A 23,497-nucleotide genomic window follows, 5' to 3' on the forward strand; every position below is an offset into this window, starting at 1 on the left:
CTGATTAATTATCCGTCGATCTGAGGACATCAGCGTGCGCCCATTCAGCCTGAAGAAAATCGATCACCTGGTACTGCGCGTCACCGACCTGGAAAAAAGCCTTCAATTTTATACCCAGATACTGGGGTGTGAAATCGCCAGACGGCGTCCCGATCTGGGGCTGGTGCATCTGCGCGTCGGCGTTTCCATGCTTGATCTGGTCGACGTCGACGGCGTGCTGGGGAAAAAAGGCGGCCAGCATCCCGATGCTCGCCAGCAGAATGTCGATCATTTCTGTTTGCGCATCGAACCTTTCAACGAGGGCGAACTGTTAGCGTATTTGCGATCGCAGGGGATCAGCGTTGATCCCCCCGAATCCCGATTTGGCGCAGAGGGCGACGGGCCGTCTCTCTATTTCACCGATCCAGACGGCAATCGCGTGGAGCTGAAAGGCCCTGCGGCGTAGCGTCGCAAGGATATTCCGCAGAGTTGAATGATTGGCTCCCGTCGCCGGCTTAACCCTAGTACCTGATACCGTGCAGCGCCATCAGCGCCTCGACGCAGGGCTGATGCTCAGCCACCCACCTGCGCGCCGTATTGTGCTGCTCCCACTTGATGTCCGTCAGGTGCGCCATGTCAAAACGCGGCATATCCTGCTGATCCAACGGATAAAGGTGCGGGCGTACGATTTCAAACATCGCCTGCCCGCAGGCTGAGATTGCCGCGATGACTTCGGGATCCTGCGTGGCAAGATCCTGTTTGAAGTAAAACCGGAAAGGATAAGCCGACGCAGGCGGCTGGACATGCCGGGAATCCAGCCCCAGGCTGCTGAGATAGGTATGCGTAAGCGAAGGAGCTTGCTCATTTTCGCTACGGGGGATCATGATCACCGGATAACTTTCCAGTACGCCGGTCTTGGGCGAGTCTTGCTTGAAAATAGAGTTGAAGAACGCCTGATCGACCGGAATTTCCGACGTATCCATGCCATTTTCAAGCCGATCGCGATAATACTCGCGCATCTGCGAAGAGAACATCACGCCGTAGCCGCTTTTTCCTGTGGGTTGAATATCGATTTTGAGGAAATCGTAAACAGGTAATGCCTGGCTATCCGCTTCATGTTCCGCACGGCAAAAAACTGACAAATACGACAATTGCAATGAGGCAGTGGGCAGCGCAGAAGGATAATTGCTTTTAAACAGCGTATTGGCGCGGTTCAGGAACCAGGTCAGGGCTTCTGGACCACTGTGTGCCAGATCGTTGATATTGTTATAGCGCAGGAAACCATTGGCGTGGTTTTTTAATTCTGTAACCTGAAGTTCTGGGGTAATAGGTATTTGCCGAACAAAGAAAACGCCATTCATAATAATTTCTCACTCGAAAACATGAAAAATAATTATAGATGAGGTTTTTCACTCGCTGTAAATAATAAAAATCAGGTTATCCACCATTAATTAAATCAATTTAGACAGAATAATTAAACTAAAAATAATACCAAAAAACTTGATTTACAAATAATTTAAATACCGCTAAATACAATAAATTGAATATCGACGAATTACTCTGTTTCGTGCGGTACGCATGATTTATTTATCGGTCTTAAATCATAATTTTATTTGCTGCGTCGGTTCCACCCGACGCAGCAAATGCCGGCTTTTACATCACCCCGGCGGAAATTATTGCTTTTGAGCCGCCAGCGCCTGAGCGCAAGCCCAGGCAGAACTCCAGGCCCACTGGAAGTTATATCCCCCCAGCCACCCTGTCACATCCACCACTTCGCCAATAAAGTACAGGCCCGGCACCTTGGCGGCCTCCATGGTCTTGGAGGACAGCTCTTTGGTGTCGACGCCGCCGAGCGTCACTTCCGCCGTGCGGTAGCCTTCGGTACCGTTGGGTTGTACGCGCCAATTCTGCAAGATTTCCACCAACGCTGTCTGCTGCGTCGGATTCAGTTGCTTTAATGTCGCTTCCGGCAGTTGGCCCAACGTCTGCAAACATTCCACCAACCGCTTCGGCAGGTGCAGCGCCAGGGTATTTCTCAGGCTTTGATTAGGGTGTGCCTGACGTTGCTCATTGAGGAAGCCCGCCAGATCAAGCGTAGGAAGTAAGTTAACACTCACAAACTCACCGGGCTGCCAGTAGCTGGAAAGTTGCAATACCGCCGGCCCGGACAGGCCACGATGGGTAAACAGTATGCTTTCGCGGAAGCTGACGCCGTTTTCTGCGGTGATCACTGCCGGCACAGAGACACCAGACAGGGTCTGCAAATGCTCCAACAGCGGTTTATGCAGCGTAAAAGGCACCAGCGCGGCGCGCGTCGGCAATACCTTCAGGCCAAACTGCTCCGCTAGCTTATAGCCGAACGGCGTCGCGCCCAGGCCCGGCATCGACAACCCACCGCTGGCCACCACAAGTGAGCGAGCGCTCACTTTCTCACCATTCAGCGCCAGTTCGAAGCCTTCTGCGGTTTTCTCTACGCCCAGCACTTCGCTGCGCAGGCGTGTCGTCACCTGACCCTGCTCGCACTCTTTCACCAGGAGTTCGACCACCTGCTGCGCCGAGTCGTCGCAAAACAGTTGACCCAGGGTTTTCTCGTGGTAGGCGATGCCATGACGGTTGATCAGATCGATAAAGTCCCACTGGGTGTAGCGTGCCAGCGCAGATTTGCAGAAATGCGGGTTATTCGACAGGTAAGCGGCAGGCTCCGTGTACATGTTGGTAAAGTTACAGCGTCCGCCGCCGGACATCAGGATTTTGCGCCCCGGTTTTTTGCCGTTGTCGAGCAGCAGCACCCGGCAGCCGAGTTGCCCTGCCTGCGCCGCGCAAAACATGCCCGCTGCGCCCGCACCTATTACCACGACATCAAACTGTTCCACCTGCGCCTCTCTGAATAAAAACCACAATCGCGACAAAAGGCCGCTATTTTACGCCGTATCGCTACCGGTAACCGACAACTTTACGGCGGCAGATTGTAAAGCCATGCCGCCCTCAACGCCATAGTAAGAAAATATTACAGCGAGACATTCAGCATAACGCGCTGATATTTCATGTATTTGTCATACCAACGCCATCATTTCGTCATATCGAAATCAAAAAAACGTCATATTTTCCTTTTCCCCGGCCCCGGTTGTCACTGATAATGCGCGGCGTTCATGTCCACAAACTGGCGTAACGCTTATGCTGCATTTGTTCGCTGGCCTGGATTTCCATACCGGCCTGATGTTAATTCTCGCATTGTTGTTCGTGTTGTTTTATGAAGCCATTAACGGTTTTCATGACACGGCCAATGCGGTTGCTACTGTAATTTATACCCGTGCCATGCGTTCGCAACTTGCGGTTGTGATGGCTGGCTTGTTCAACTTTCTTGGCGTTATGCTCGGTGGTTTGAGTGTTGCTTACGCCATTGTTCATCTGCTGCCAACCGATCTGTTGTTGAACGTCAGTTCAGCGCACGGATTAGCCATGGTGTTCTCCATGCTGCTGGCGGCTATCATCTGGAACCTCGGCACCTGGTATTTCGGTCTGCCGGCCTCCAGCTCTCATACGCTGATTGGCGCAATTATCGGTGTGGGTTTAACCAACGCACTGATGACCCACACTTCGGTAGTGGATGCGCTTAACGTCCCGAAAATGATCGGTATTTTCCTGTCATTGCTCATCTCGCCGCTGGTCGGCATGATGGTCGCCGGGTTGATGGTGTTTGCCTTGCGCCGCTATTGGAGTGGCACCAAGAAACGCCAGCGTATGCACATGACCCCTGCGGAACGTGAAAAGGTCGACGGCAAACGCAAGCCGCCGTTCTGGACCCGTATCGCACTGATCCTGTCTGCTATCGGCGTCAGCTTCTCGCACGGCGCCAACGATGGTCAGAAAGGCATCGGCTTGATCATGCTGGTGCTGATCGGCGTTGCGCCGGCCGGCTTCGTGGTCAATATGAATGCAACCGGCTATGACATCACCCGTACGCGTGATGCCGTGACCCACCTGCAGCAATATTACCAGCAGCACAGCGACGCCTTGGCGCACGTGGTCACACTGACCCCACTGGTGCCAAGCCCGGATGAGGACGTCTCGCCGGATAAACCTATCGAGTTCCACTGTGACAGCGCGCGCGCTATGCCGGCGATTGAGCTGACTCAGGGCTTGCTGAACAATCTGCAAAGTTACGATCAACTGACGGTAGAACAGCGTAGTCATCTGCGCCGCCTGCTGATGTGCGTAACGGATACCGCAGACAAGATCGCCAAGCTGCCGGAAACCTCGGCCCAGGACCAACGTTTCCTGAAAAACCTGCGTCAGGATCTGCTGCAAACCGTTGAGTATGCACCGATCTGGATTATCGTCTCGGTTGCTCTGGCGTTGTCACTCGGCACCATGGTCGGCTGGCGTCGCGTCGCCACCACCATCGGCGAGAAAATCGGTAAGAAGGGCATGACCTACTCTCAGGGCGTGTCGGCTCAGATGACCGCAGCCTTGTCGATTGGCGTTGCCAGCTATACCGGCATGCCGGTTTCCACCACCCACGTACTCTCTTCGGCGGTAGCCGGGACGATGATCGTGGACGGCGGCGGCGTGCAAAGCAAAACCGTGAAGAACATCCTGTTGGCCTGGTTGTTAACCCTGCCAATCTCGATTCTGCTTTCCGGTTCGCTGTACTGGTTGGCGCTTAAGGTGATCTAAGCAGTTTGCCTGATGAGAAAGGCGGCCCTGGTGGCCGCCTTTTTCTTTGTCTGTTGCAGAAAGAATCGGTCGGATTCAATACCAAATCATCAGCGCAACCAGGCTGATCACCACCAGTCCGCACAGGGCTGAGGTCAGCATAAACTGCCCGCGCACACGCTCACAGCGGCGAATAAACTCCGGATCATGGTGCTCGACATAACGCTGCGAGAAGATATAGCGCACGAGCCGTATCTGCTTGCTCGGCTGGCCATGGGCGGTAAAGAAACCACCGCCGTCGACATATTGATACAGCAGCGGGTCACAGCCGCGCAGAACCACCAACAGCGCGCGCAGAGAAGAGTAATACCGCACCATGTTTAACACACACACCACACACAGAGCCCAAAACAGCGCGACGGTACTGATCATGATTGCCTCCTCAAGGCGTTGTTATCCACGGCGCTCCGCCGGGTCCAACTGCCCTACCTCTATCACCCATTACTGCTGGAGCTTACCGCTCCGATCCCCTTTGCACAGCACAGGCCGCGCATAACCCACCGCCTCTGGAAACACCCCATCGCCATGCAGATGCACACGCGCAGGTTTGATACAGAGGAGAAATGATAAGGCCTATAGTCATTATTGTAGGTTAATGAAACGCAAACTGGCCTGAGCAGTAGATAAAATTTACCGCAAGCCATCCATTTGTCATCCATCTATTGGTTATAACTGATAACCGCCCTGCCTGAGGCCGCCGGAGTTTTCCACTGCCCTAAAGGGCATTTGGGGCTATACTCTGTTTAAGAATGCTTATATTTCAATCGGTCAACCCAGCAACCGCATCATGGGCGATAGGCTTTTCTGCCCAGCGGGTGTAAAACTGACGGTAGGAAGATAAAGAGAGTTTTTTGATGCGGTGCAGTGTGATCGCCTCAACATATCATTGTGTTATCTGAATGATAAAATGAAACCTGAAGCGCCAGGCTGGTACGCTAAATGCCTGCTAACCTTTTAATCGGCATTATATGGAAGGAGTATTCTCATGGCTTACAAACACATTTTGATTGCGGTAGACCTATCCCCGGAAAGTAAAATCCTGGTGGAGAAAGCCGTATCTATGGCGCGTCCGTACAACGCCAAAGTTTCCCTGATCCACGTAGATGTTAACTATTCCGACCTGTATACCGGCCTGATCGACGTTAATCTCGGCGATATGCAAAAACGCATTTCCGAAGAAACTCACCATGCATTGACCGAACTGTCGCAGAATGCCGGCTATCCGATCACCGAAACCCTGAGCGGCAGCGGCGATTTGGCGCAGGTATTGGTTGATGCCATCAAGAAATACGATATGGACCTGGTCCTGTGCGGCCACCATCAGGATTTCTGGAGCAAGCTGATGTCCTCCGCACGTCAGTTGATCAACACCGTGCACATCGACATGCTGATTGTGCCGCTGCGTGACGAAGACGAAAAAGCCGAAGATTAAGTCGGCGCCGCTAAACAGACTTGCCCAACGCCCGCGATTGCGGGCGTTTTTCATTCCGCCGACATCAATAATCGCTTGATAATCAACCGCCCTCCAGTGATATAGTCGCTAAAGACACAACATCCTCCCCCAGGTTTTATCCATACCAATATTTATAAAAATAATGGGGGAAATTAATAGTATTACCCTATGAATTTCGGGCTGTAGCCGGGCAACAACGCGGCAGCTTGAAAGGAAACGGGTATAAAGGAGTTATCCATGGAAAATACCGTATCGGTAGAGTCTTTCTTGTCCTCGCTTCAACAACATAATCCCCACCAGCCGGAATTTTTACAGGCGGTCAGGGAAGTCTTCACTTCGCTGTGGCCTTTTATCGAGCGTAATCCGCGCTATCGCGAATATGCGCTGCTGGAGCGTTTGGTAGAGCCCGAGCGTACCATCCAGTTCCGCGTCAGTTGGGTCGACGATCGCGGCCAGGTGCAGGTCAACCGCGCCTGGCGCGTGCAGTTCAACTCCGCCATCGGGCCTTATAAAGGCGGCATGCGCTTTCATCCTTCGGTCAATTTGTCGATTCTGAAGTTCCTCGGCTTCGAACAGACGTTTAAAAACGCCCTGACCACCCTGCCGATGGGCGGCGGAAAAGGCGGTTCGGACTTTGATCCCAAGGGGAAAAGCCAGGCGGAGATCATGCGTTTCTGCCAGGCGCTGATGACTGAACTGTACCGTCACCTCGGGCCGGATACCGACGTGCCCGCCGGCGATATCGGCGTTGGCGGTCGTGAGGTCGGCTTTATGAGCGGCATGATGAAAAAGCTGTCCAACAACACCGCCTGCGTGTTCACCGGCAAGGGGCTGTCATTCGGCGGCAGCCTGATCCGTCCAGAGGCCACCGGCTATGGGCTGGTCTATTTCACCGACGCCATGCTGCAACGTCACGGGCTGGGTTTTGAAGGTATGCGGGTTGCGGTTTCTGGTTCAGGTAACGTGGCGCAATACACCATTGAGAAGGCACTGGAGCTGGATGCGCGCGTGATCACCGTATCAGACTCTGGCGGTACTCTGGTCGATGAAGCCGGCTTTACCACCGAAAAACTGGCCCATTTGGTGGAGATCAAGAATCAGCGCTATGGTCGCGTGGAAGATTATGCCCGCGAACGTGGCCTGACCTATCTGGCCGGCCAGCAGCCCTGGAACGTGCCGGTGGATATCGCCCTGCCGTGCGCCACCCAAAACGAGCTGGATTTGGCTGCCGCACAGACACTGATCCGCAACGGGGTTAAAGCTGTGGCGGAAGGCGCAAATATGCCGACCACCATTCAGGCGACCGATGCATTCCTGGACGCCGGGGTGCTGTTTGCGCCGGGCAAGGCGGCCAACGCCGGTGGGGTTGCCACCTCCGGGCTGGAGATGGCGCAGAACGCCGCGCGCATCGGCTGGCGCGCCGAGAAAGTGGATGTACGTTTACAACATATCATGGCGGATATTCATCACGCCTGCGTGGAATACGGCGGCGAGGGTAAGCAAACCCACTACGTACACGGCGCCAATATCGCCGGATTCGTCAAGGTAGCCGACGCCATGCTGGCGCAGGGCGTGTTGTAACAGGTTCATAAGGTGATCTTGTTCACACATTGCTAAAATGCTTCAATGCCGGCGCTCAGTCCGGCATTTTTACCCCTGCAAAACCCGATTGCCCCGCCTCATTTGTTTTAAATATGTAAATAATTATGGTTTTTATTGTTAATTTTATGATGATTTTTCGTGGTAAAATTACCACCAGTGAATTATTCAACAATTAATTAACATTAAAACCGTCATATTTTTACTCCAATGTGCACAGATCACAATTTCCCAACTCTCGTTACGTCCCCTCTTCCATTCCTTTGTAATCTGCTCAGGTGGAAAAACAGCCACCCCTACAGATAAAAAAGGTACAGCGAATGAAATTTAACCTCGCATTATTAAATGCATGTGTGGTTTCTGCGTGCATGTTATCGACAACACCTGCCTTTGCTGCTGAAAAGTACGAGATTGCCGTGGTTGCCAAAGTGACCGGCATTCCCTGGTTCAACCGTATGGAAGTCGGCGTTAACGACGCGGCCAAAAAGCTCGACGTCAATGCCTACCAGACCGGGCCGTCCACCCCAGACCCAGCCGCACAGGTGAAAGTGATTGAAGACCTGATCGCCAAGAACGTCAACGCCATCATCGTGGTGCCTAACGACGCCAAGGTGCTGGAGCCGGTGCTGAAAAAGGCGCGCGAGAAAGGCATCGTGGTGCTGACGCATGAATCCCCGGACCAGCAGATTGGCCAGTGGGACATTGAAACCATCGACAGCGAGAAGTATGCGCAGGCCAACGTCGATGAGCTGGCGAAAGACATGGGCGGCAAAGGCGGCTATGCCATTTATGTCGGCTCGCTGACCGTGCCGTTGCACAACGCCTGGGCGGATTCCGCCATCAAGTACCAGAAAGCCAAATACCCGGACATGTTCGAAGTCACTTCGCGCCTGCCGGTAGCGGAAAGCATCGATAAGTCCTACGCCACCACGCTGGATTTGATGAAAACCTATCCGCAGATGAAAGGCATTATCGGCTTCGGCTCCCTCGGCCCGATCGGTGCCGGCCAGGCAGTCGCCAAGAAACGCGCCAAGGACAAGATCGCCGTAGTCGGTATTGCCATGCCGGCACAGGCCGCGCCTTACCTGGCACGCGGCGACATCAAGAAAGCCCTGTTGTGGGACCCGAAAGACGCCGGTTATGCCCTGGTGACGGTGGCCGATCAACTCTTGCAGGGCAAAGAAGTGACCAAAGATTTGTCGATCGAAGGTTTGGGTAAAGCCGACGTCGACATGGATAAAAAAGTGATTCGGTTTAATAAAATTCTTGAAGTCACCAAAGATAATGCCAAATCGCTAGGATTTTAATTTTCAGTAATATTACGCCACACCGGGAAAGTCATGAAACAACGAAGGGCGCAATATAGTGCGCCCCGAGTTTCAGTCACTACCATAATAAAAACCTGCACAGGTTAACGCTATGACCACATCCACCGCATTTATCACCCTGGAAAATATCAGTAAGAGATTCCCAGGCGTGCTGGCCTTGGACCAGATCAACCTGACGCTAAATATTGGCGAAGTGCATTGCCTGGCCGGGCAAAATGGCTGCGGAAAAAGCACCATCATTAAAATTATTTCCGGCGTTTATCAGCCGGAAAAAGGCGCCAATATTTCGCTTGAGGGTAAACTTTTTCATTCTCTGACGCCGCAGCTGTCCGGCTATTACGGTATTCAGGTAATTTATCAGGATCTGTCGTTATTCCCCAACCTGACCGTGGCGGAAAATATCGCCATTCACCGCTACCTGCCCGGCGGCCATTTCTGGGTGCGCAAGCAGGTGATGCGCCAGACGGCGCTGGATGCCATGGCGCGCGTCGGCGTGCATATCGATCCCGACAAGAAAGTCGAAAAACTGTCGATTGCCGATCGCCAACTGGTGGCCATATGCCGCGCCATTGCCGCCGATGCACGGCTTGTGATCATGGATGAGCCAACCGCTTCGCTGACGCGGCAAGAGGTCGACGGCCTGCTGCGGGTGGTCAACGAACTGAAAGCGGCGGGCATCTGCGTGGTGTTCGTCAGCCACCGACTGGATGAAGTGATGGAGGTCGCCGACCGCATCAGCGTGATGCGCGACGGCAAGCTGGTCGGCACTTATCCCGCCAGCCAGTTGGACAGTCATGAGCTGGCGTTCCTGATGACCGGCCAACGCTTCCATTACAGCCAACTGCCGGCGCTGGCGTCCACCGATAGCGCACCGCTGCTCGAGGTTCGCAATCTCAGCCGGCGCGGAAAATACCAGGACATCAATCTTTCACTGCACGGTGGCGAGATCGTCTCGATCGTCGGGCTGCTTGGCGCGGGCCGTACCGAGCTGTGCCTCAGCCTGTTCGGCATGACCCGTCCCGACAGCGGAGAAATTCGCATCGACGGTCAACCGGTCCAACTGCACAACAACCGTGAAGCGGTGCGCCAGGGTATCGGCTATGTGTCGGAGGATCGTCTTACGCAAGGGCTGATCATGGAGCAGTCGATCTACGACAACACCATCGTCACGGTGTTCGATCAACTGCACACCCCGCTCGGGCTGCTGGACCATGCCAAAGCGACCGAGCTGGTTAACCGGCTGATTCGCGATCTGAACATCAAGGTTTCCGACAGCGCGCTGCCGGTAAAAACCCTGTCGGGCGGCAATGCGCAACGTATCGCCATCGCCAAGTGGGTGGCAACGCAGCCGAAGATCCTGATCCTTGACTCGCCTACCGTCGGAGTGGACATCGCCAACAAAGAGGGGATCTACCAGATCGCCAAAGATCTGGCCGCGCTCGGCATGGCGGTGCTGATGATCTGCGACGAAATCCCGGAAGCCTATTACAACAGCCATCGGGTGATGGTGATGCGCAAGGGCGAGCTGATCGCCGAGTTTTCGCCGCACCACAGCACCGAACAACAGATCGCCGAGGTGGTGAATGGATAAGTCATTATTGGCCCGCCTGGCCGGCCGGCACGAGTTTTACCTGGGCCTGCTGGTGTTGTTGCTGGCAATAGGCCTGAGCGTCAGCACCAGCGAGTTTCTGACGCTGGGTAACCTGACGGATGTCGCCACCAGCTACGCGATTCTCGGCATTCTCGCCTGCGGCCTGTTCGTGGTGCTGATTGCCGGCGGCATCGATATTTCATTCCCGGCGATCACCGCCATCGCGCAGTACGTGATGGCCAGTTGGGTCATTCAACACGGCGGCGGCTTCCCGCTGGCGTTCGCACTGGCAATGGGCGTCGGCCTGTTGCTCGGGCTGGTGAACGGTTTTCTGGTCTACTGGCTGAAGGTGCCGGCGATCATCATCACCATCGCCACGCTGAACCTGTTCTACGGCTTACTGGTTTACGCCACCAACGGCACCTGGCTGTACGGTTTCCCCGACTGGTTTATGGATGGCATCAGCTGGTTCTCATTCCAGGGGGCCGACGGTTATGACTACGGCCTGACGCTGCCACTGCTGTGCCTGCTGGCGGTGATTATCGTCACCGGCGTGCTGATGAACTTTACCCGCCTCGGCCGCCAAATTTTCGCTATGGGCGGCAACCGCGATGCGGCGTCGCGCCTGGGGCTGAACCTGCTGCGACTGCACTTCTACGTTTACGGCTACATGGGCATTCTGGCGGGTATCGCCGCGGTGGTGCAGGCGCAGATAACCCAGTCGGTAGCCCCCAACTCCCTGCTCGGTTTTGAGCTGACGGTGCTGGCTGCGGTGGTGCTGGGCGGCACCAGCATGACCGGTGGGCGCGGCTCCTTGACCGGCACGCTGCTGGGCGTGGTGCTGTTGGCCTTCCTGCAAAACGGCCTGACACTGCTCAGCGTGTCGGCCTATTGGCACCAGGTGTTCAGCGGCGCGATCATTTTGATCAGCATCAGCAGCACCGCCTGGAATGAAAAACGCAAGCTGGCCAAGGAGCTATGACATGATCCAGTTAACCCGCCTGATCCCCAACGATCGGATCATCCGCCTGCAGAGCGCGATCATTATCGCCGTGGCGCTGCTGTTCGCCGGGCTGCTCGGATCGCGCTTCTTCAGCCTTGGCAATTTCCAGTCGATCGCCTCGCAGCTTCCGATCCTCGGCATGCTGGCGCTCGGTATGGGCATTACCATGCTGACCGGCGGCATCAATCTGTCGATTATCGCCGGTGCCAACGCCTGCTCGCTGGTGATGGCAGCGATTATCGTCAGCCACCCGGACCAACCGCTGTTTCTGGCGCTGGCACTGCTGGCCGGGCTGCTGGTCGCCGTCGCCATTGGCGCGCTTAACGGCGTGCTGGTCGCCTGGATTGGCGTTTCGCCCATCCTCGCTTCGCTCGGCACCATGACGCTGATCACCGGCCTGAATATTCTGCTGTCCAACGGCGCGGTGATCTCCGGCTTCCCGGCGGCGATTCAGTATCTCGGCAACGGTAGTCTGCTCGGCATTCCGGTGGCGCTGCTGCTGTTCCTGCTGGTATCCGTTGGCCTGTGGCTATTGCTGGAGCACACCACGCTCGGACGCAGCCTGTATCTGATTGGCTCCAACGAGCAAGCCACCCGTTTTAGCGGCGTAAACACCGCCCGGGTACAGATTGCGGTCTATATTTTGTCCGCCCTGCTCGGCTGGGGTGCGGCGCTGCTGATGATGGCCAAATTCAACTCGGCCAAGGCCGGTTACGGCGAATCCTATCTGCTGGTGACCATTTTGGCCTCGGTGCTGGGCGGCATTAACCCGGACGGTGGGTTTGGCCGGGTGCTGGGTCTGGTGCTGGCGCTGATTGTGCTGCAAATGCTGGAAAGCGGCCTCAACCTGCTGGGCGTCAGCAGCTATCTGACCATGGCCCTGTGGGGCGGTGTGCTGATCCTGTTTATCGCATTACAGAATCGAAAAGCCTGACTGGAGAAAAACAATGGCGAGCTATTTTATTGGCGTAGATGTAGGCACCGGAAGTGCGCGCGCAGGGGTATTCGATCTCAACGGTCACATGGTCGGGCAGGCCAGCCGAACCATCGACCTGTATCGTCCGAAAGCGGACTTCGTTGAGCAGTCTTCGGACAATATCTGGCAGGCGGTGTGCAACGCGGTGCGCGATGCGGTCAACCAGGCCGACATCAACCCGATTCAGGTTAAAGGACTGGGTTTTGACGCCACCTGTTCTCTGGTGGTGTTGGACAAAGAGGGCCAACCGCTGACCGTCAGCCCGTCCGGCCGCACCGAGCAGAACATTATCGTGTGGATGGATCACCGGGCCATCACCCAGGCCGAACGCATCAATGCCACCAAACACCGGGTGCTGGATTTCGTCGGCGGTATCATTTCGCCGGAAATGCAGACCCCCAAAATGCTGTGGTTGAAACAGCATATGCCGACCACCTGGGCCAATGCCGGTTACCTGTTTGACCTGCCGGACTTCCTCACCTGGCGGGCCACCCAGGACGCCACCCGTTCACTGTGTTCGACGGTGTGCAAATGGACCTATCTCGGCCATGAACAGCGCTGGGACAAAAGCTATTTCAAACAGATTGGATTGGAAGACGTGCTGGAGCACGATGCCGCCAAGATCGGCAGCGACGTCAAAATGATGGGCGAACCGCTCGGCCACGGCCTCACCCAGCGTGCCGCCAGTGAAATGGGCCTGATTGCCGGCACGGCGGTCAGCGTCTCGATCATTGACGCCCACGCCGGGACGCTCGGCACGCTTGGCGCTACCGGGGTTTCCGGTGAAGTGGCAGATTTTAACCGCCGCGTTGCGCTGATTGGCGGTACTTCCACCGGCCATATGGCGATGTCCCGTACCGCACGTTTTATTGGCGGCGTATGGGGGCCGTATTACTCGGCGATCCTGCCGGAATACTGGCTGAACGAGGGCGGCCAGTCCGCCACCGGTGCGCTGATTGACCACGTGATCCAGTCGCATCCTTGTTACCCGGAGCTGCTGGCACAGGCAAAAACCCAGGGACAGACAATTTATGAAGTGCTGAATGCCCTGCTGCGCCGCATGGCAGGTGAGCCGGAGGAGATTGCCTTCCTGACCCAGGACATTCATATGCTGCCGTATTTCCACGGCAACCGTTCACCACGGGCCAACCCGACGCTGACCGGTACTCTGACCGGGCTGAAGCTGTCGCGTACCCCGGAAGATATGGCCTTGCATTATCTGGCGACCATCCAGGCGATTGCGCTGGGTACCCGCCATATTATTGAAACCATGAACCAAAGTGGCTACAGCATCGACACCATCATGGCCAGCGGCGGCGGTACCAAAAACCCGATTTTCGTGCAGGAACATGCCAATGCCACCGGCTGCGCCATGCTGTTACCGGAAGAGAGCGAGGCGATGCTGTTGGGGGGAGCGATGATGGGCACGGTGGCGGCCGGGGTATACGACACGCTGCCGGAAGCCATGAGCGCCATGAGTCGCATCGGTAAAACCGTGACGCCACAGACCAACAAAATCAAACGCTATTACGACCGTAAATACCGCGTGTTCCATGAGCTGTATAACGACCACATGAAATACCGCCAACTGATGCAGGAGGAAGCCTGATGCAGCAGGAATGGCAGCGGGCCACTGAAGCCTGGGCAATCTACAGCCGGGAACTGGCACAGCTGAGCCAGCGCATCGACGCACAAAGCTGGCAACGGTTGCTGACGGCATTGGCCGAGTGCCGGGGGAAAATCGTGGTCACCGGCGTCGGGACTTCCGGCATCGCAGCACGCAAGATAGCCCATATGCTGGCCTGCGTGGAACGGCCAGCCATCTACCTGAACGCCACCGATGCAGCACACGGCGATCTGGGCTTTTTGCGCAGCGATGATTTGATGATTCTGATTTCGCGCGGTGGAAATTCCGACGAATTGACCCGCCTGCTGCCAACGCTGCAGGCCAAGGGTGTGCCGCTGATCGGCGTGACGGAAAATCCGGATTCGGCGATCGCCAAAGCAGCACGGTTGGTGATCCGCACCGGGGTAGAAAATGAGATAGATCCACTGAATATGCTGGCAACGACGTCTATCGTGCTGGTATTGGCAATCTTCGACGCGGCCTGTGCCTGCCTGATGGAACGCAGTGGCTACGACAAAGAAACGTTGCTGGCGGTACACCCAGGCGGTGACGTCGGCAAGCGCTTGCTGCAGGGGAAGTAATCCACGGGTGTTGGTAGGGCTCAGCATACCTACGCCGAGCCCATTATCTCTATCAGGCTTTGTTAATCGCCTCGAGAATCACTAACCGATCGCTCAGGCGTTTTTTCGCCACCGGGTCGCTGGCGGCGGCCAATTCTGCCTTCAATGCCGCCTGTTGCTGCTGACGGGCCTTCGGCTCGCCGATCAGCAGTGGCTTCACGTTGAACGACGCGATATTACCGTAGCGCCCATCTTCACTGGTAGGTGCGCTGATTTTGCCGTCGTTCAGCAGTTTTTCGACGATTTTACGCTCACGTTCGTAGCCTTCCAACCCAACCAACTGCCAGCGCTGCACCGCCTGTCCCTGATACTGGCCTTTTTTCACTTCGGTCAGATAACGGATAGTCAGGTTGCGGATGGTTCCGGCCTCTTCGCCATATTCAGCCTTGCTGTCCGACAATACCGGGAACTGCATACCTTCCAGTGCGCCGCCTTTTTGCGTCAGGTGTCCCATGCGATAGCTGTTCATGCCCAGATGGATCGGCGTGCTGTCAGTCACCGGCGTGCCGTCGGCCATGCGCAAATCACGGATGCGCTGCCCGACCGGTTGGCGCAGGTCGATTTTATAGGTCACGCCATCGAAGAAATCATTGGTGGAATACTTGGACGCGCGGCGCTGCGGGTTGAAGCTGTAGGTCACATCGCCGTCCTGCAGCTGATTGAAGTAGCCCGCCGACCATTCCATGTACTTCTTCAGCTCTTTGCCACTGAGTTGGTACACGGTGATCTCGCCGCCGGCATATTGATAATTGAAGGCGATATCTTTGGCCGTAATGGTACCGACGTTTAATTTCGGCCGGTCATTATCAATCTGCAGCGCGATCACCTGCGCCTGTGGCGCATAGTAACGGCTTGCTTCCTGATACAGTTTGCTGATGCCGGTATCCTGCACGTGTACCTGCGGGATCCCCTTCACGGCATCCGGCGGCACCAGATCCTGGCCGCTGAGCTGGGCAATCGGCCGGTTGGAGTTGGCGCGCAAAATCTTGTGATAAGGCTGATAAATCTCTTCCAGCTTTTTATCCGACGCGATGCCTTTGATTGGGTAGGTATAGCTGTCTTTGTTGATCAGCACGTACTTGCCGTTATGCTGCTCAAACTGCAAATCGATGCGCGACAGCGCACGGCCATATTTGTCCGGTTCGGTAACGATCACGCCGTTAATCACTTCTTTATCGACTTTGACGTGCATGTGCCCGGCGACGATCGCCGCCAGTTCCGGGTTCGCACGAGCGATATCGCCAACGCCGGTGCCAGGGCGCTGGTTCTCGTTGTCGATGCCCATGTGCGCCACCAGCACGATAGCGTCCACTTCACCCTGAATTTGCTGAATGACCTGCTTCACCGCCTGTACCGGATCGGTAAAGTTCAGCCCTTTCACCCGGTCGGTGCCTTTGGCGAACTCTGCGGTCATCGGCGTATCCATGCCAATAATGCCGATTTTCACTCCCTGACGTTCAATGATTTTATACGCCGGCAGGTAGGGTTTGCCGCTCTCCCACAGAATATTGCCGGCCAATGCCGTGCCCTTGAACTGGTTCAGTGAGGTGGAAAGCGGTTTGAGGCCGAAATCGAATTCATGGTTACCCATCACCCAGACGTCATAGTCCAGCGCGTTAAACCCGAGGATCATCGGGCTGGTTTTGTCGTTTTTAAAAGTCTCGACAAAGTTGCCCTGGATGGTGTCGCCGGCATCGACCAGGATCACGTTGGGCTGCTTCGCCCGTACCTGTTGCACCTGAGTGGCGATTTGGCTCAGGCTGCCAGCCAGGTTTTCGGTGTCGGTCGAATAATCCCAGGGCACAAAGGTACCGTGCAGATCGGACGTGCCGAGGATGGTGATATTGACTGGTTCAGAAGCCATTGCAGAGGTACCCAGGCAAAGCAAAACAGCAAGGAGTGTCTTCTTCATTATCATCTAATTATAGGGAGGGGAACGAACAGGAATCATGCGATCTGGAACACAAGCTTGCCAGTATCTTTGCAAGGTAAAAAATAAAATTGGGAGGTGGATCAATGAATACCTCCCTATTTCGCCCTCTATGCCCTAAATAATTGGCGTTGTATCAAGGCGGCAAGTTTGTCAGTCCCCAGGAGCTTACTCAAGTAAGTGACTGGGGCGCACAACAAATCTGTCGGGAACAGATTTGAACAACGTTTGCGTTGGCCCCGTTAAGGGGCGAGGCCCATGGACGGGCCGAGTAATGCAGCCAACACAGATACAGCCTCAAGTATGAAGGGGATAGGGCATATAAATATCGAAACGGTGACTTTTGGTGGTCGAGGCCGCATGCGCGGGCACGTTAGCCAATGGTGGAGCATAATCCGGCCGTTTAACCACCACGCGCTTGGTCGCCAGACGGCGTGCCGGCGCCAGCAGACCATCGGCATCGTCGTCGCTGCCCACCAGCGACTGGAACACCCGCATCTCTTTCTTCACCAGCGCGCTTTTCTGCTTGTGCGGGTACATGGGATCCAGGTACACCACCTCGGGGGGTGAGTCGAGCTCGGCTAACGCTGTCAGACTGGAGGCATGCAGCAGAGTCATACGCTCGCGCAGCCATGGGCCGATTTCCGCATCCTGATAGCCGCGTTGCAGTCCATCGTCCAGCAAGGCAGCCACCACCGGATTACGCTCCAGCATCCTCACCCGGCAGCCCAGCGAGGCCAGCACAAAGGCATCGCGCCCCAGCCCTGCCGTAGCATCCACCACGTTTGGCCGATAGCTGCCCTTGATGCCGACCGCTTTCGCCACCGCTTCGCCACGCCCGCCGCCAAAGCGGCGTCGGTGCGCCATAGTGCCGGAAATGAAATCGACGTAGATCGCCCCCAGCTTGGGTTCGTCACGCTTACGCAACTCCAGACGTTCCGGCGTCAGCACCAGCGCCATCGTCGCGTCGTCGTCCGAAACCAACTGCCAGCGTTCCGCCAGAATAGACAAGGCGCCGGGATCGGCGCCTTCTTCACACAATAAACACACGCTCACCGGTGGGGTTATCCTTTAATGCCGTAATGGCGCAGCATAGCATCCAGCTGCGGCTCACGGCCACGGAAGCGTTTGAACAGTTCCATCGGCTCTTCGGAACCGCCACGCGACAGGATGTTGTCGAGGAAGGATTTGCCGGTTTCGGCGTTGAAAATCCCCTCTTCTTCAAAGCGCGAATAGGCATCTGCCGACAACACTTCTGCCCACAGGTAGCTGTAGTAACCCGCCGCGTAACCGCCGGCAAAGATGTGGCTGAAAGCGTGCGGGAAACGGCCCCAGCTTGGAGAAGGCACAACCGCCACCATTTTTTTCACTTCTGCCAACGTCGGCAGGATCTGCGCACCTTTCTCAGGGCTGTATTCGGCGTGCATGCGGAAGTCGAACAGGCCAAACTCCAACTGACGCAGGATGAACAGCGCAGCCTGGTAGTTTTTGGCGGCCAGCAACTTGTCCAGCATCTCCTTCGGCAGCGGCTCACCGCTTTGATAATGGCCGGAGATAAACGCCAGCGCTTCCGGCTCCCAGCACCAGTTTTCCATAAACTGGCTCGGCAGTTCGACCGCATCCCATGGCACACCGCTAATACCGGAAACACCGGCGGTGTCGATTTGGGTCAGCATATGGTGCAGACCGTGGCCGAACTCGTGGAATAGCGTGGTCACTTCGTTATGGGTGAACAGCGCCGGCTTGTCGCCCAGCGGACGGTTGAAGTTACAGGTCAGATAGGCAACCGGTTTTTGCAGCTCGCCGTTGGCCTTGCGCAGGCTACCGACACAGTCATCCATCCAGGCCCCGCCGCGCTTGTTTTCGCGGGCATACAGGTCGAGGTAGAAGCTGCCGCGCAGCTCACCGTTAGCGTCGAACAGATCAAAGAAGCGCACTTCTGGATGCCAGGTATCCACATCCTTACGCTCTTTGGCAGTGATGCCATAAATGCGTTTCACCACTTCGAACAGGCCTTGTACCACACGTTGTTCCGGGAAGTAGGGGCGCAGTTGCTCGTCGCTGATCGAGAACAGGTGCTGTTTTTGTTTTTCGCCGTAATAGGTGATGTCCCAGGCTTCCAGCTCATCCACACCGTAATGCTGTTTGGCAAAGGCACGCAGCTGCGCCAGTTCCTGCTCGGCCTGCGGACGGGCGCGTTTGGCCAAATCACTCAGGAAACCCAGTACCTGCTCCGGGTTTTCCGCCATTTTGGTCGCCAGCGACTTGTCGGCATAGCTGTCAAAGCCCAGCAACTGGGCCAATTCGTGACGCAACGCCAGCGTTTCCGCCATCACTTCACTGTTGTCCCATTTGCCGGCATTTGGTCCCTGATCGGAGGCGCGGGTAGCGAAAGCACGATACATTTCTTCACGCAGCGCGCGGTTATCGCCATAGGTCAGCACCGGCAGATAGCTTGGCATATCCAGCGTCAGCAACCAGCCTTCCTGCTCTTTGGCCTGCGCCATCGCCTGAGCCTGAGCCAGCGCGCTTTCCGGCAGGCCGCTCAGTTCGGCTTGATCGGTGATCAACTTGCTCCAGCCCATGGTGGCGTCGAGCACGTTGTTGCTGTAAGTGGAACCCAGTTCGGAAAGGCGTGCGACGATCTCGCCGTAACGACGCTGTTTTTCCGGCGACAGCCCAATGCCCGACAGTTCGAAATCACGCAGCGCGTTTTCTACTGACTTGCGCTGCGGCACTGTCAGTTGATTGAAGGCTTCGCCTTCTTTCAGGCTACGGTAAGCCTGGTATAGCCCTTCGTGTTGCCCTACCCAGGTGCCGTACTCAGACAGCAACGGCAGCGCCTGCTCATAGGCGGCACGCAGTTCCGGGCTGTTTTTCACCGAGTTCAGATGGCCGACCGGCGACCAGATGCGCGACAGGCGATCGTCAGACTCCGCCAGCGGCTGACACAGGTTATCCCAGGTAAATGGCCCCGGTTGCGCGACAACGCGCTCTACCGCAGCGCGACAGTCGTCCAAGGCGGATTGCACCGCAGGCACGATATCTTCTGGGCGAATGGCGGAAAACGGCGGCAGGGAAAACGGAGTCAGCAACGGATTTGTCATAGGGCAGTCCTGATTAGCGTTGGGGCCCGCCACGACGGGCAGGCCTTAAAATGCGTATGAATATCTAACATGGTGCCAAGCGGCAGGAAAATCAATGGCCCGGCGTTGATAGATAGTGCCTTAAACCGCACTCTGACGGATCTTCGCGGCCAGCACGGCCAGATGCTCGTCGTCAGCACGCGCCGCGTCGTGGGACGAAAGGTAACCCTCATAGCGGTCGAAAAATTTCGCCGAGGTCGATTCGATAGGCTGCCACTGTTCCAGCGCAGCGGTACCGTGCATCGGGATCAGCTTGGCATGCACATGGTCGACGCCAAAACCTTCGAACACCATGCCGCAGCGGCCCACGTCGTCAAACGCCCGGTCGAGCAACTGCGCTACCCGCTTGGTCGCTAACATCAGCTCGCTGAGTACCTCGTCCGGCAACGCAAAGGCATAGCTCTCATAGTGCGCCTTGGGGATCACTACGCTGAAACCCTCGGTATTCGGATAAATGGAAAGGAACGCCATATGACTCTCGTCTTCCCAAATTTTATGGCACGGCACTCTGCCCGCCACCATTTCGCAAAAGATGCAGCTCATCGTCTCCTCCTGAATGGGACGGCGAGCCAAGAGCCCGCCGCAAAAAGCCTTTCAGCAACATAGCGGATATTTTGCCTTTTGACTGCTATTCCCCTGCATTTGCCGCCCAAACAGCCGGACGCCGTTGATGCCACGGCGCTGCCCGTTCCAGCTGCCCTGCCAACCGCAGCAGTTGATCTTCGCGGCCAAAACCGGCAACAAATTGCATGCCTATCGGCAGATTGTGCTGCGCATCATGCGCCAGCGGCACCGACATCGCCGGCACGCCTGCCACATTAAACACCGGCGTGAACGGTGAATGATCGAATAAATGCGCGGTCCACTCCAGGCCACTCATATCCGCCGTTCCGGTACCGTAGCGACCAATCCGCCAAGGCAAGTCAGGCATGGTCGGGGTCAACAACAGATCGTACTGCTGGAAATAGGTGCCCACGGCACGAGTCACCCGGTTACGCACCTCAAGCGCCGCAACCATATCCACCGCCCTGGCGGCCAACCCGTAGTGGTAACAGGCCAGCGTTTCCGGCTCCAGCATGTCGGTTGAAATCGCGCGTCCGGTGGTTTGGCTCAACCCCTCAACCCAACCGACCAGATTGGCGCACCAGATCTGCGCATTGGCGAATACCAGTTCCTGCCAGCTGACGCCGATCGGCATCTCCGCCTCAGTGACCTGATGGCCCAGCTCGCTCAGCAGCACTGCGGTGTCGTTGGTGGCCTGAACGATGTGTGGTGCAGTTTTCCCGCCATTCCACGCCTGAGTCATCATGCCAATACGCAACCGACCAGGCTCGCGGGTGACCTGTGACAGCCAGCTTTCTGGCTGCGGTGCCGTGTAATAAGGTTCGCCGGGATGGGGATGTTGTAGCGCATCCAGTAAAGCGGCACTGTCGCGTACCGTGCGACTCAGCCCCAATTGAACGCCAAAGCCGTTGAACACTTCATCCATCGCCGGGCCATGTGATACCCGGCCGCGCGTCGGTTTAAGGCCGAACAACCCATTGGACGAAGCAGGCACGCGAATAGAGCCTGCAGCATCAGTGGCATGCGCCATAGGCACGACCCCGGCAGCAACCGCCGCGCCAGCACCGCCGCTGGAACCTCCCGCGCTGAAATCAAGGTTCCAGGGATTGCGCGTAGCACCGTAAAGCACCGCTTCGGTGGTGGTGCTGAACGCCATCTCCGGCGTGGTGGTTCGGCCAAAGGTCACCAGCCCCGCGCGATGGATATTGCGCATCAGATAACTGTCTTCCGCGGCAATCTGCCCCTGCGCCAACCGGCTTCCCAATTCAAGACGCTTGCCGGCCATGCTGATGGCGATATCCTTGATCAGAAAGGGAACGCCTGACAGCGGGCCGCGCCTCTCCCACAGAGGTTGTGGCCAATGCTCCACCACCGCGTTGATCGCCGGGTTTACCGCCTCAACCGCAGCCCTCGCCGTTTGCTGCAGCTCTTGTGCACTGACTTCACCCGCCTGTACCAATGCTGCCAGCCCCAGCGCGTCGTAGCTAACATACTCGCTCAGTTTCATCGTCTCTTCCTTCATCCGTTATGGTTTCGCCGGCTTTTCCGACGTCCGTTCCACGGTAGGAGGATTGGCGCTATAGTTGAAATTGATAGATTTAATACGAGGAATAGTTATCAACAATTTAAAGCGGGTCGATCTCAACTTGCTGGTCACGCTGGAAGCGCTGCTCAGCGAACGCAACGTGACGCGGGCGGCGGCACGCCTCAATCTGAGCCAGCCGTCGGTCAGCATTCAACTGGCCAAGCTGCGCGAGATTTACCATGATCCCCTGCTGCTGCCCGGCCCGCGAGGGATGTTGCCCACGGCGCGCGCGCTAAGCCTGTTGACGCCTCTGCGCCAGACGCTGGCCGACCTCGGCCGCCTGCTGGCGCCGGAACACCCCTTTGATCCGCTGCTGGCTGAAATGACCTGGCAACTGGCCGCCGCCGACGCCGCCGAATATGCCATCCTGTTGCCGATGCTGCCCAAACTGCGGCAGGCAGCACCCCAATCCCGCCTGGCGATCCGCGAAGCATCGCCGAAACACATGAGTCGCGATCTGGCGGACGGCGTGATCGACCTCGGTTTTTTGTCCCGGGAAGAAGCCCCCGCCGAGCTGCGCCACCGGCAGTTGTTTCGCGAGGAGTACCTGCTGGTAAGCCGCCGTGACCATCCGTTGTTGCAAAGCCCCCCTTCGCTGGAGCAGTTTTGTCAGTTGGAGTTCGTGATGGTTTCGCAAGACGGCGGCGGTTTTCGCACCCTGATTGACACGCTGTTGGAAGCGCAGGGATTAGCGCGGCGTGTAGTAATGTCACTGCCGCACTTCCTGTTCATCCCCGCACTGCTGGCGAGATCCGATATGGTCGCGATGCTGCCTTCACGCATGCTGGGCGAACTGCTTGGCGACCTGCGCACCTGGCCGGCCCCCTTGGCAATACCCGGCTATGACATGGTAATGGTGTGGCATGAACGCTCGCACCTGGATCCGGCCCATGGCTGGTTGCGTGAGCAGGTGGTCAACGCCCTGGAGGCCCCGCCGACATCACTGTAAAACGTCAACCAGCTCAAACTGTTGAAACACCAGCCACATCTGGGGCGAGAACGTGCCTTCACGCGTAAAAAAATCCTGGTGCCCCTGCCGCCAGAACGCCAGGCTCTTATCCCCCTCACCTTCCTGTGCCGCCATCTCGGCCGTAACGTCGCAATAGCGAGTCAGCTTCAATGACAGGATCCTGATGACGCAGGCCGGTTCACCGCGACCGTCAAGCACGACGTTGTAATCCCCGAGCATCGGCTCTTGCTCTTGCCGATATGAAAGATAAGAACAGCAGGTGGCGGTTTTTTGCCCTTCGAGCACCCGTTGCAACAGCTCGTCCGCCAGCATGGGGCTGTCGCCGAACGCCCAGCGAGACGCGCCAGGGTATTTAGCCAAAATGGCCGCTTTAGTCATCGCCTTTCTCCTTGATTGAAGGGCTGAGGTCA

20 protein-coding genes are annotated in these 23,497 nt (G+C 56.5%); 11 read left to right on the forward strand and 9 right to left on the reverse strand.

Translation table 11 applies throughout. The features are described 5' to 3' along the window. Positions 1 to 34: 34 nt before the first annotated feature. Complete coding sequence (locus tag NR114_RS20535; protein ID WP_020837432.1) at positions 35 to 445, forward strand: VOC family protein; 411 nt, start codon at positions 35 to 37, stop codon at positions 443 to 445. Between the two features lie 55 nt (positions 446 to 500). On the opposite strand, the gene NR114_RS20540 is transcribed toward NR114_RS20535, so the two are convergent. Together NR114_RS20540 and NR114_RS20545 are read right to left on the reverse strand one after the other, a co-directional pair. Next, complete coding sequence (locus NR114_RS20540) at positions 501 to 1,340, reverse strand: putative oxygenase MesX (protein ID WP_234529253.1); 840 nt, start codon at positions 1,338 to 1,340, stop codon at positions 501 to 503. A 312-nt stretch (positions 1,341 to 1,652) separates the two neighbouring features. Continuing rightward, complete coding sequence (locus NR114_RS20545) at positions 1,653 to 2,852, reverse strand: NAD(P)/FAD-dependent oxidoreductase (RefSeq protein WP_256814517.1); 1,200 nt, start codon at positions 2,850 to 2,852, stop codon at positions 1,653 to 1,655. Positions 2,853 to 3,153: 301 nt separating this feature from the next. Between NR114_RS20545 and pitA the strand changes: the two genes are divergently transcribed. Then, positions 3,154 to 4,656 (forward strand): inorganic phosphate transporter PitA, encoded by a 1,503-nt coding sequence (pitA, locus tag NR114_RS20550; RefSeq protein ID WP_020837436.1) that lies wholly within the window; start codon positions 3,154 to 3,156, stop codon positions 4,654 to 4,656. Positions 4,657 to 4,731: 75 nt separating this feature from the next. On the opposite strand, the gene uspB is transcribed toward pitA, so the two are convergent. Next, positions 4,732 to 5,067 carry a universal stress protein UspB gene (uspB, locus tag NR114_RS20555; protein WP_020837437.1) on the reverse strand — a complete coding sequence of 112 codons (336 nt, stop codon included), beginning with the start codon at positions 5,065 to 5,067 and terminating at the stop codon, positions 4,732 to 4,734. 613 nt (positions 5,068 to 5,680) lie between these two features. Here uspB and uspA point away from each other — a divergent pair. The 8 genes from uspA to NR114_RS20595 all read left to right on the forward strand — a co-directional run bounded on the left by uspA (position 5,681) and on the right by NR114_RS20595 (position 14,853). Further along, the gene (gene uspA, locus NR114_RS20560) at positions 5,681 to 6,127 is read left to right on the forward strand and encodes a universal stress protein UspA (protein WP_012147365.1); all 447 of its coding nucleotides are present in this window, start codon (positions 5,681 to 5,683) and stop codon (positions 6,125 to 6,127) included. Positions 6,128 to 6,385: 258 nt separating this feature from the next. After that, a complete protein-coding gene (gdhA, locus tag NR114_RS20565; RefSeq protein ID WP_020837438.1) occupies positions 6,386 to 7,729 on the forward strand; it encodes an NADP-specific glutamate dehydrogenase in 1,344 nt (447 codons plus the stop codon). Positions 7,730 to 8,067: 338 nt separating this feature from the next. Next, positions 8,068 to 9,054 (forward strand): autoinducer 2 ABC transporter substrate-binding protein, encoded by a 987-nt coding sequence (locus NR114_RS20570; protein WP_020837439.1) that lies wholly within the window; start codon positions 8,068 to 8,070, stop codon positions 9,052 to 9,054. A gap of 112 nt (positions 9,055 to 9,166) precedes the next feature. Beyond that, entirely contained in the window at positions 9,167 to 10,666 is a 1,500-nt protein-coding gene (locus NR114_RS20575) for a sugar ABC transporter ATP-binding protein (protein WP_020837440.1), read from the forward strand. Beyond that, positions 10,659 to 11,648 carry an ABC transporter permease gene (locus NR114_RS20580; RefSeq protein WP_046374939.1) on the forward strand — a complete coding sequence of 330 codons (990 nt, stop codon included), beginning with the start codon at positions 10,659 to 10,661 and terminating at the stop codon, positions 11,646 to 11,648. Before NR114_RS20575 ends, NR114_RS20580 begins: the two co-directional genes overlap by 8 nt. 1 nt (position 11,649) lies before the next feature. Then, positions 11,650 to 12,603, forward strand: a complete 954-nt coding sequence (locus NR114_RS20585; protein WP_020837442.1) for an ABC transporter permease — start codon at positions 11,650 to 11,652, stop codon at positions 12,601 to 12,603. A gap of 13 nt (positions 12,604 to 12,616) precedes the next feature. Then, positions 12,617 to 14,254 (forward strand): FGGY-family carbohydrate kinase, encoded by a 1,638-nt coding sequence (locus NR114_RS20590; protein ID WP_020837444.1) that lies wholly within the window; start codon positions 12,617 to 12,619, stop codon positions 14,252 to 14,254. After that, entirely contained in the window at positions 14,254 to 14,853 is a 600-nt protein-coding gene (locus tag NR114_RS20595; protein ID WP_020837445.1) for an SIS domain-containing protein, read from the forward strand. Before NR114_RS20590 ends, NR114_RS20595 begins: the two co-directional genes overlap by 1 nt. Positions 14,854 to 14,905: 52 nt before the next feature. Here the strand turns inward: NR114_RS20595 and NR114_RS20600 are convergent, their stop codons facing one another. The 5 genes from NR114_RS20600 to NR114_RS20620 form a co-directional block, all read right to left on the reverse strand. Then, positions 14,906 to 16,804 carry a bifunctional UDP-sugar hydrolase/5'-nucleotidase gene (locus tag NR114_RS20600; RefSeq protein WP_234529255.1) on the reverse strand — a complete coding sequence of 633 codons (1,899 nt, stop codon included), beginning with the start codon at positions 16,802 to 16,804 and terminating at the stop codon, positions 14,906 to 14,908. A 315-nt stretch (positions 16,805 to 17,119) separates the two neighbouring features. Beyond that, positions 17,120 to 17,878: a 16S rRNA (guanine(1516)-N(2))-methyltransferase RsmJ gene (gene rsmJ, locus NR114_RS20605; protein WP_234529256.1), complete on the reverse strand. Its 759-nt coding sequence runs from the start codon at positions 17,876 to 17,878 to the stop codon at positions 17,120 to 17,122. Between the two features lie 8 nt (positions 17,879 to 17,886). Continuing rightward, entirely contained in the window at positions 17,887 to 19,929 is a 2,043-nt protein-coding gene (gene prlC / locus NR114_RS20610) for an oligopeptidase A (protein WP_046374936.1), read from the reverse strand. A gap of 120 nt (positions 19,930 to 20,049) precedes the next feature. After that, on the reverse strand, positions 20,050 to 20,511 hold the full coding sequence (locus NR114_RS20615) for an HIT family protein (protein ID WP_046374935.1): 462 nt from the start codon (positions 20,509 to 20,511) through the stop codon (positions 20,050 to 20,052). 85 nt (positions 20,512 to 20,596) lie between these two features. Beyond that, on the reverse strand, positions 20,597 to 22,039 hold the full coding sequence (locus NR114_RS20620; protein ID WP_234529258.1) for an amidase: 1,443 nt from the start codon (positions 22,037 to 22,039) through the stop codon (positions 20,597 to 20,599). A gap of 109 nt (positions 22,040 to 22,148) precedes the next feature. Here NR114_RS20620 and NR114_RS20625 point away from each other — a divergent pair, with 109 nt between their 5' ends. Beyond that, complete coding sequence (locus NR114_RS20625) at positions 22,149 to 23,066, forward strand: LysR family transcriptional regulator (protein WP_234529264.1); 918 nt, start codon at positions 22,149 to 22,151, stop codon at positions 23,064 to 23,066. Here the strand turns inward: NR114_RS20625 and NR114_RS20630 are convergent. Further along, complete coding sequence (locus NR114_RS20630; protein WP_234529259.1) at positions 23,058 to 23,465, reverse strand: ASCH domain-containing protein; 408 nt, start codon at positions 23,463 to 23,465, stop codon at positions 23,058 to 23,060. The genes NR114_RS20625 and NR114_RS20630 overlap by 9 nt on opposite strands. Between the last annotated feature and the right edge of the window lie 32 nt (positions 23,466 to 23,497).

This window comes from Serratia sp. Ser99, assembly GCF_024519545.1.
GTDB classification, from domain to species: Bacteria; Pseudomonadota; Gammaproteobacteria; order Enterobacterales; family Enterobacteriaceae; genus Serratia; species Serratia liquefaciens.

Excerpts from the sequence above, each read along its gene's own strand:
- NR114_RS20570 (WP_020837439.1), top strand. The coding sequence starts at position 8,068 with ATGAAATTTAACCTCGCATTATTAAATGCATGTGTGGTTTCTGCGTGC.
- NR114_RS20595 (WP_020837445.1), top strand. The coding sequence starts at position 14,254 with ATGCAGCAGGAATGGCAGCGGGCCACTGAAGCCTGGGCAATCTACAGC.
- NR114_RS20580 (WP_046374939.1), top strand. The coding sequence starts at position 10,659 with ATGGATAAGTCATTATTGGCCCGCCTGGCCGGCCGGCACGAGTTTTAC.
- uspB (WP_020837437.1), bottom strand. The coding sequence starts at position 5,067 with ATGATCAGTACCGTCGCGCTGTTTTGGGCTCTGTGTGTGGTGTGTGTG.
- NR114_RS20620 (WP_234529258.1), bottom strand. The coding sequence starts at position 22,039 with ATGAAACTGAGCGAGTATGTTAGCTACGACGCGCTGGGGCTGGCAGCA.
- NR114_RS20600 (WP_234529255.1), bottom strand. The coding sequence starts at position 16,804 with ATGAAGAAGACACTCCTTGCTGTTTTGCTTTGCCTGGGTACCTCTGCA.
- NR114_RS20575 (WP_020837440.1), top strand. The coding sequence starts at position 9,167 with ATGACCACATCCACCGCATTTATCACCCTGGAAAATATCAGTAAGAGA.
- NR114_RS20630 (WP_234529259.1), bottom strand. The coding sequence starts at position 23,465 with ATGACTAAAGCGGCCATTTTGGCTAAATACCCTGGCGCGTCTCGCTGG.
- NR114_RS20540 (WP_234529253.1), bottom strand. The coding sequence starts at position 1,340 with ATGAATGGCGTTTTCTTTGTTCGGCAAATACCTATTACCCCAGAACTT.
- gdhA (WP_020837438.1), top strand. The coding sequence starts at position 6,386 with ATGGAAAATACCGTATCGGTAGAGTCTTTCTTGTCCTCGCTTCAACAA.
- pitA (WP_020837436.1), top strand. The coding sequence starts at position 3,154 with ATGCTGCATTTGTTCGCTGGCCTGGATTTCCATACCGGCCTGATGTTA.
- NR114_RS20585 (WP_020837442.1), top strand. The coding sequence starts at position 11,650 with ATGATCCAGTTAACCCGCCTGATCCCCAACGATCGGATCATCCGCCTG.
- uspA (WP_012147365.1), top strand. The coding sequence starts at position 5,681 with ATGGCTTACAAACACATTTTGATTGCGGTAGACCTATCCCCGGAAAGT.
- NR114_RS20590 (WP_020837444.1), top strand. The coding sequence starts at position 12,617 with ATGGCGAGCTATTTTATTGGCGTAGATGTAGGCACCGGAAGTGCGCGC.
- NR114_RS20615 (WP_046374935.1), bottom strand. The coding sequence starts at position 20,511 with ATGAGCTGCATCTTTTGCGAAATGGTGGCGGGCAGAGTGCCGTGCCAT.
- prlC (WP_046374936.1), bottom strand. The coding sequence starts at position 19,929 with ATGACAAATCCGTTGCTGACTCCGTTTTCCCTGCCGCCGTTTTCCGCC.